This is a genomic window from Inquilinus sp., assembly GCF_057815775.1.
Genome location: NZ_JBYRFX010000728.1, coordinates 1 through 7,041, shown reverse-complemented (window position 1 = coordinate 7,041; position 7,041 = coordinate 1). Strand labels below are relative to the sequence as shown.

10 protein-coding genes are annotated in these 7,041 nt (G+C 69.4%); 5 read left to right on the top strand and 5 right to left on the bottom strand.

Going from position 1 to position 7,041, the window contains the following annotated elements; genetic code table 11:
* The 4 genes from AC3XYG_RS25505 to AC3XYG_RS25490 all read left to right on the top strand — a co-directional run.
* On the top strand, positions 1-861 hold an 861-nt coding region (locus tag AC3XYG_RS25505; protein WP_489142678.1), incomplete at its 5' end, for an ABC transporter substrate-binding protein.
* A 50-nt stretch (positions 862-911) separates the two neighbouring features.
* Positions 912-1,712, top strand: coding sequence for an ABC transporter ATP-binding protein (locus AC3XYG_RS25500; RefSeq protein ID WP_489142677.1), 801 nt, complete (start codon positions 912-914; stop codon positions 1,710-1,712).
* A 22-nt stretch (positions 1,713-1,734) separates the two neighbouring features.
* Positions 1,735-2,484 carry an ABC transporter permease gene (locus AC3XYG_RS25495; RefSeq protein ID WP_489142676.1) on the top strand — a complete coding sequence of 250 codons (750 nt, stop codon included), beginning with the start codon at positions 1,735-1,737 and terminating at the stop codon, positions 2,482-2,484.
* Positions 2,485-2,488: 4 nt separating this feature from the next.
* Complete coding sequence (locus AC3XYG_RS25490; RefSeq protein WP_489142675.1) at positions 2,489-3,223, top strand: ABC transporter permease; 735 nt, start codon at positions 2,489-2,491, stop codon at positions 3,221-3,223.
* Here AC3XYG_RS25490 and AC3XYG_RS25485 read toward each other — a convergent pair.
* Positions 3,207-3,932, bottom strand: a complete 726-nt coding sequence (locus AC3XYG_RS25485; protein WP_489142674.1) for an SDR family NAD(P)-dependent oxidoreductase — start codon at positions 3,930-3,932, stop codon at positions 3,207-3,209. The genes AC3XYG_RS25490 and AC3XYG_RS25485 overlap by 17 nt on opposite strands.
* Positions 3,933-3,944: 12 nt before the next feature.
* Positions 3,945-4,373, bottom strand: coding sequence for a GlcG/HbpS family heme-binding protein (locus AC3XYG_RS25480; RefSeq protein WP_489142673.1), 429 nt, complete (start codon positions 4,371-4,373; stop codon positions 3,945-3,947).
* A 159-nt stretch (positions 4,374-4,532) separates the two neighbouring features.
* On the opposite strand from AC3XYG_RS25480, the gene AC3XYG_RS25475 reads away from it, so the two are divergent.
* Entirely contained in the window at positions 4,533-5,129 is a 597-nt protein-coding gene (locus AC3XYG_RS25475; protein ID WP_489142672.1) for a TetR/AcrR family transcriptional regulator, read from the top strand.
* An 82-nt stretch (positions 5,130-5,211) separates the two neighbouring features.
* On the opposite strand, the gene AC3XYG_RS25470 is transcribed toward AC3XYG_RS25475, so the two are convergent.
* The 3 genes from AC3XYG_RS25470 to AC3XYG_RS25460 form a co-directional block, all read right to left on the bottom strand.
* Positions 5,212-5,955, bottom strand: a complete 744-nt coding sequence (locus AC3XYG_RS25470) for a VOC family protein (RefSeq protein WP_489142671.1) — start codon at positions 5,953-5,955, stop codon at positions 5,212-5,214.
* Positions 5,956-5,973: 18 nt separating this feature from the next.
* Positions 5,974-6,579 (bottom strand): alkylhydroperoxidase domain protein, encoded by a 606-nt coding sequence (locus AC3XYG_RS25465; protein ID WP_489142670.1) that lies wholly within the window; start codon positions 6,577-6,579, stop codon positions 5,974-5,976.
* Positions 6,580-6,589: 10 nt separating this feature from the next.
* A partial coding sequence (locus AC3XYG_RS25460) for a CMD domain protein (protein ID WP_489142669.1) occupies positions 6,590-7,041 on the bottom strand: 452 nt, incomplete at its 5' end.

The following is a 7,041-nucleotide window of genomic DNA, read 5'->3' as shown; positions in this document are numbered from 1 at the left end:
GGCGCGCCCTATGCGGTCGCCATGGAGAAGGGCTTCTTCAAGGAGGCCGGCGTCGACATCACCGGCATCATCGGCTCCGGCGGCGGCGGCACCACCGTGCGCAACATCCTGGCCAGCCCCCTGCCCTATGGCGAGGTGGCGCTGAGCGCCGCGCTGGCGGCCCAGCGCCAGGGGCTGGATGTCGTCATCGTCAACGCCGCCATCCGCAGCGCCGCGGAATCCACCCTGGTGACGATGCCGGAGTCCGACATCAAGTCGCTGAAGGACCTCGCCGGCAAGAAGGTCGCCATCACCTCGCCCAAGGGCGTGTCGGAGATGCTGCTGCTGATGGAGCTGCAGAAGGAGGGCGTCGACCCGGCCTCGGTCACCCGCGTCGCCTCCGGCGGCTACAGCAACAGCCTGACCCAGCTGCAGCAGGGCGAGGTCGCCGCGGCCGGGATGATCGAGCCGCTGTCGATCATCCGCAAGGCCGAGTTCCGCACCGTGGTCCGGGCCAAGGACATCCTGCCGGCGATGTCCACCGCCGTCGGCATCACCACCCGTGAATTCGCCGAGGCCAATCCCGGCGTGATCAAGGCCATCATCGCCGGCCGCCGCGCCGGCGTCCGGGCGATCTACGCCGATCCGACTGGAGCGGCGGAGATCGTCGGCCGCACCTTCACGCTCGACCCCAAGGTGGCGCAGGAGGCGGTCGCCAACATGATCGGGCCGCACTACTGGAGCGAGGGCGAGATCAACCGGGCCGAGCTGGACGAGACCGTGAAGGGCCTGACGCTGATCGGCGAGGTGCAGGACGACGTCGACTGGTCCAAGCTGATCGACACTGCCTACCTGCCGCCCGAACTGCAGGCGAAACAATGAGCGTCACGCCCTTGCCGAAGCCGCAGCGCCGCCCACCGGCCGGGGAGCCCATGAGCCAGACCGAGGAGTTGCACGTCGTCCTGAAGGGCATCACCCGGGTGTTCGGCGGCCGCAAGCGCGAGACGCAGATCCACGCGCTGGGGCCGCTGGACCTGGAGCTGCGCCGCGGCGAGTTCTTCTCGGTGGTCGGCCCGTCGGGCTGCGGCAAGTCCACGCTGCTCGACGTCGTGGCCGGGCTGGCGCCGCCCACCACGGGCCAGGCCAGCTTCGAGGGCCGGCCAGTGACGGGCGTGCCCGACGGCATCGGCGTGGTGTTCCAGGAGGACGCGTCCTTTCCCTGGCTGACCGTGCGCGACAACGTCGCCTTCGGGCTGCGCCGGGCCGGGGTCGATGCGGCGGAGATCGCCCGCCGGGTCGACTACGCCATCGGCTTCATGGGCCTGCGCGAATTCGCCGGCGCCCTGCCGCCGCAGCTGTCCGGCGGCATGCGCCAGCGCGTCTGCATCGCCCGCACCCTGGTGCTGCAGCCCCGGCTGATCCTGCTGGACGAGCCGTTCGGCGCGCTGGACCAGCAGACCCGCCTGCTGATGGGCGACGAGCTGCTGCGGCTGTGGCGGGAGACCCACGCCACGGTGCTGCTGATCACCCAGTCGCTGGACGAGGCGGCGATGCTGGCCGACCGCGTCGGGGTGATGTCGGCCCGGCCGGGCGTGTTCATCGACTTCGTCGAGACCGGCTGGCCGCGCGACCGCGACAGCCGGGTCATCGCCACCCCGGAATTCGGCGTCATCAACGCGCGGCTTTGGGAAAAGCTGCGGGTCGAATCGCTGAAGCACATGGGCCTGCACTGACCCGAACCCGGAGGCCCCGGCCATGCCGCGTGAAGCCTGGATCCGCCTTGCCGTGATCGCCGTCGCCATCGCCGCGCTCGAACTGGCGTGCCGCGGCGGCGCGATCCGGCACACTGCCATCATCCCACCGTCGGAAATGGCGCAGGCGCTGTGGCGCATCCTCCGCGCCGGCACCTTCGACGCCGATATCGTCACCACCTTCCGCGACATCGCCCTGGCCGCGGCGATCTCGATCGTGCTCGGCTTCGCGCTGGGGGTGGGGATCCATGCCTGGCCGGATCTGCGCCTGGGGCTGGAGCCGATGCTGGCCAGCTATTACGCGGTGCCGACCTTCATCCTGTACCCGGTCTTCATCATCCTGTTCGGGGTCGGCAGCGGGGCCATCACGGCGGTCGCGGTCATGCTGGCCATCGTCGCCATGATCACCGCGACGCTGAACGGGCTGGACCGCATCCCTTCGGCGATGCGCCGCACCGCCCGGGTGCTGCGCATGGGCCCGGTCTCCACCGCCCTGCGGATCAGCCTGCCGGCCGCCCTGCCCTACCTGTTCACAGGCATGAAGCTGTCGGTGGCCTATGCCGTGATCGGCGTGATCGCGTCGGAGTTCATCCTGTCCGGCTCCGGCATCGGCTACTCCATCGCCTACGCCTACAACAACTTCGACAACCAGACCATGTACGGGCTGATGCTGCTGGTGATCCTGGCCGTGGTCGCGATCAACACGGGGCTGCAGATGATCGACCGGCGGCTGAACGCCCGGCGGGGGCGGTGACACGATGCGACAGGCCGTCAGCTCCACCCTCATCCTCGCCGTGTTCCTGGCCCTGTGGCAGGTCCTGCACCTGGCGGTCGGCGCCGCCGTGCCCGGGCCGGGCGAGACCCTGGTCCGGATGCGCGATCTGGCCGCCACATCAGCCTTCTGGGGCCATTGCGCCGAAACCGGCCAGGCCTTCCTGCTGGCGGTGATCCTGTCGATCGTCGGCGGCCTGGCCCTGGGCCTGCTGCTGGGCAGCCGCCGCCTGGCCGGCGACGTGTTCGAGCCGATCCTGCTCAACCTCTACGCCCTGCCGAAGGTGACGCTGTACCCCGTCGTGCTGCTGGTCTTCGGCCTGGGGATGTCCGCCAAGGTGGCGTTCGGGGTGATGCACGGCATGATCCCGCTGGCCCTGTTCACCATGAACGCGATCCTGCAGACCCGGCCGGTCTATCTGCGCACCGCCCGGGTGATGCGGCTGACGCCGTCGCAGGCGGTCCGCACCGTCATCCTGCCGGCGATCGTGCCGGAGGTGATGTCCGGGGTGCAGATCGCGGTGTCGCTGGCGCTGTTGGGCGTGCTGATCGGCGAGCTGTTCGCCTCGCAGCGCGGCCTGGGCTTCCTGGCCCGGCATGCCATGGAACTGGGCGACATGCCGACCGTGCTGGCCGTCGCCGCCTATCTCATCGTCTTCGCGCTGGCGCTGAACGCCGCCCTGCGGCGCCTGGCGATGGCCGCCCCTAGGATACGAGCGTGAGGCCGCCATCGACGGCGATGGTCTGGCCGGTGACGAACGAATTTTCCATCAGGAAGATGTAGGCCGAGGCCACTTCATCGATCGTTGCGGTGCGCCCCAGCGGTATCAGGCCGGCAAACCGCTGGTCGGTCGCCTCGACCTGGTCCTGCGGCATATCCCGACACAGCGGCGTCCGCGTCCAGGTGGGGGCAACCGCATTGGCACGGGCGCGGGGCGCCACTTCGACCGCAAGACCCTGGACCAGGGTCCGGATGCCATCGTTTCCGACAATCGCACCCGAAGCGTTGTGCGCCCGGCCGCCGGAGCCTGCCGTGAAGACCAGGCTGCCACCGTCGCGCAGGCGCGGCACCGCAAGTCTTGCGATGGCGAGGTTGGCGAACAGCTTCTCCTCGATCGCCTTGCGGATGACCTCGACCGGCGCTTCGAGAAAGCCGCCGCCCATGAAGCCGCCCGCCATCGAGACAAGGTGGTCGAAGGGCTGGATGTCCCGGAAGAAGGCCGCCAGGCCATCCTGGTCCGCCGCGTCCAGGACATGACCGGCGACATCGGCGCCGGCATCGCGCAGACGAATGACGGCATCCTCCAGCTTGGCCTTGGCCCGGCCGGTGATGACAAGCCGCGCGCCGGCCCGCACAGCCAATGTGGCGACACCCAGGCCTATGCCCGAACTGCCGCCGACAACCACGATGGTGCGATCGTTCAAATTCATGTTTGCCTCGGACTAACGTTGAGCCGGCACGAAGGCCGCTGCGGCGCCGATCGCCACCGCTTCGTCGGCATCGCCGGCGGCGCCGCTGATGCCCACGGCCCCGCAAACCCGCCCGTCCAGCAGGATGGGAACGCCGCCGCGGAGCGGCACGAGCCCCGGCGCCGACAGCATCGCCGGCTGGCCGCTGTTGATCATGTCCTCGAAGATCCGCGACGGCGCCCCGATCATGGCCGCGGTCCGCGCCTTGCCGATCGCGACCTCGACCGAGATCGGCACCGCGCCATCCATTCGCAGCAGCCCGAGCAAGGTGCCGCCCGGATCGGCGACGGCGACCGTGATCGCGAGGTTGCGATCGCGGGCATCGGCGACGGCGCTGTCGATCAGCAGCCGGGCGCCGGCCGCTGTCAGCGTCGGGGCTTGATCGAGTGTCGGAACCGCCATGTCGTTCCTTGAATTGTCTCTGCGCGGGCGGGCTCGGAACCATCTCGTCCCGAAGCCCAAGTTAAGATACCTATCGGTATTGAAATACCATATGGTATCGAAAGGCTCGGGTTCAAGCGTCGTTCTGAGTGCGTTCGTGATCGGAAGATGGAGGCCTGCATGGCGAGGCTGAGCCGAGAAGAAAGCCGGGCCCAGACTCGCGTCAGGCTGCTCGATGCGGCGCGAACGCTCTTCGCCCGCGACGGCTATGGCTCGACATCCGTCGACCGGATCGCCGATGAGGCCGGATACAGCAAGGGTGCCGTCTATTCGAACTTCTCGGGCAAGGAAGAGATCTTCCTGGAGGTGCTGGAAGAGCACGGCCGGACAAGTCTCGAGCGCCTGCTGTCTTCGATCGACAAAGCGGCTGATGCGGCCGGCGCGATCGAAATGATCGGGACCTGGGCCGATGACATCTCACAAAGCGGAAATTGGACGCTGCTCATCCTCGAGCATGCCCGCCACGCCCGGCAGAACGACGCCTTTTCCAAAGTGCAGGAAGACCTGTTCCGGTCGCACTGGCGGCAACTCGGCAGCCGGCTGCTGACCCTGTTTCCGGCGTCGGTTGCGGGAGGAGACCCGGAGCTTCTCGGGGCCCTGGTCTTCGAGCTGGCCTACGCGCCGGCGATGACCTTTGTCAGGACGCCGACATCGGGCGCGCTCATCCGATTGGCGCTGAACGGGCTTCTGGTTCAGCCAGCCGTGGAAAAGCCATAGCCGCCAGTTGCGGCAGCAAGGCGTGACTGCAGCGCGCAACACGGGCTGCAGTCACCCATCGATCCGAACAGCAGACCAAGGATCACGAACCGGTGGTCACCCGCGTGATCCGGGCGCCATGCGTGCGTTGCGCGTCGAATTCGCCCGTCGCACTGCCGGCTGCGACGCGCAGCGACAATGACAGCGGCCCCTCGCCACGCGCCGCTAGCGATCCCGCGGCATGGTCGGGACCGACCAGGCTGACGGGCTGGCCACTCGCCAGCGCGATTGAACCGGCGGGGACGTCGAGCAATGCGCCGTAGCGCCAGGCGCTGACCTCCGGGTTCTCCACCGCGATCTCGATCCCGGCGACGCCGATGACGCCATTGGCATGGTGGCGAACCTCGCCCTCCGGCACGCGGAGATTGCGCGGCGTGACGTCGCCGCACAGGAACGGCAGGTCCGAGGTCGAGGCCCGCGCCGTCTGCCAGTCCAGCCGCACCCCGTCCGGCCGCAGCCGGCCGCCATCATTCGGCCCTTCGAGGTCGAGGCCGCGCGCCTTCGCCGCCGCGACATCGGCGGCGATGTCCCCGGGCAGCAGGGCATAGTCGACGAAGCCGTCGCCGGCCTCGTCCAGCACCCGCCACCAGCGGAATTCCGGGTTCGGCCGCTTGAAGGCGATCAGTTCGATATAGGCACCATCGGCGAAGACGATCAGCGCGTTGTGGCTGGCGCCGCCGGTGTGTTCCCCGCCCACCGTCACGGTGAAGCCGAGCGCCGTGTAATCGGCGATCGTCCGGTCCAGGTCCCGGACGGCGATCACCACATGGTCGAGTGACAATCCCATATCAGATCTCCTTCGGCCTCACGCGGCACGGGTGTCCGGCTCGCCCAGCGACAGCATCAGCCGGTTGGCCCAGTTGAAGAAGGCGGCCCCCTGTACGACATCGGCGATCGCCGCATCGTCCAGCCCGGCCGCCCGCAGCCGTTCGACATGCTCGCGCCCGAAGGACGGCGGCGTCGCGGTCAGGGCGACCGAGGCGGCCACGACCGCGTTCCAGCGTTCGCTGAGATCGGCACCGACGCCCTCGTCCAGCAGGCGCTGCACATCCTCGCCGCGCTTGGAATGTGTGGTGGCGAAGCGGGAATGGACCGAGGCGCAGTAGATACAGCCGTTGAAACGCGAGGCGGCGGCGGCGGCCAGCTCGCGTTCCGCCCGCGGCAGGCCGCCTTCGGGATTGTAGAAGATGTCCTTGTCGGTCTTGGTCCGCGCCTGCAGCACGTCCGGGTCGCGCACCAGCAGCCGGAAATAGTCGGATTTGGCGCGGGAGGCATCGACCAGCCCGGCCCAGTGCCGCTCGGTCAGCTGGTCGGCCGGAAACGGCTCGAGCCAGGGCAGCCATTCCAGCTCGGCCTGGGTAAAGGCGACGGGCGGATGGCCATCGGGATGGGTGAGGACGGTCTCGGTCATGTCAGGGGCCTCAGGCGGCGGCCAGGGCGCGCAGCCCGGCGACGACGCGGATCTGGAAGGACAGGAAGGCGACCAGCTGCGACAGGGTGACGATGTCGGTGGTCGACCAGCCGGCGTCGAGCAGCGCCTGCAGCGCGGCGGCGCTGGCGTCGCGCGGCCGGAACACCAGCAGATGCGTGTGCTCCAGCGCGGCGGCGAGACGGGGGCCGAGGACGCGCCGGGACTCGTCCGCGACCTGGTGGACCGGACCGGCGACATCCTCGACGCTCAGCGGGCCGGCGGGGTAATGGCCGTAGGGCCCCGTCGTCGCCCCGCGCTCCGCTTCCGCCGCCACGGCGGCGGCGATGGAGCCGTCCTGCCCGACCAGGGCGTCGGCGTAGAATCCGGCCGGCGCCGGCTCGCGGTGCAGCGCGGCGACGAAGGCGGCGATGGCACGGCGCTCCAGCGCCGTCACGGTGCCGG

Coding starts and splice junctions, on each gene's coding strand:
- AC3XYG_RS25495 (WP_489142676.1), top strand. CDS start 1,735: ATGCCGCGTGAAGCCTGGATCCGCCTTGCCGTGATCGCCGTCGCCATC.
- AC3XYG_RS25470 (WP_489142671.1), bottom strand. CDS start 5,955: ATGGGATTGTCACTCGACCATGTGGTGATCGCCGTCCGGGACCTGGAC.
- AC3XYG_RS25465 (WP_489142670.1), bottom strand. CDS start 6,579: ATGACCGAGACCGTCCTCACCCATCCCGATGGCCATCCGCCCGTCGCC.
- AC3XYG_RS25480 (WP_489142673.1), bottom strand. CDS start 4,373: ATGGCGGTTCCGACACTCGATCAAGCCCCGACGCTGACAGCGGCCGGC.
- AC3XYG_RS25500 (WP_489142677.1), top strand. CDS start 912: ATGAGCCAGACCGAGGAGTTGCACGTCGTCCTGAAGGGCATCACCCGG.
- AC3XYG_RS25485 (WP_489142674.1), bottom strand. CDS start 3,932: ATGAATTTGAACGATCGCACCATCGTGGTTGTCGGCGGCAGTTCGGGC.
- AC3XYG_RS25475 (WP_489142672.1), top strand. CDS start 4,533: ATGGCGAGGCTGAGCCGAGAAGAAAGCCGGGCCCAGACTCGCGTCAGG.
- AC3XYG_RS25490 (WP_489142675.1), top strand. CDS start 2,489: ATGCGACAGGCCGTCAGCTCCACCCTCATCCTCGCCGTGTTCCTGGCC.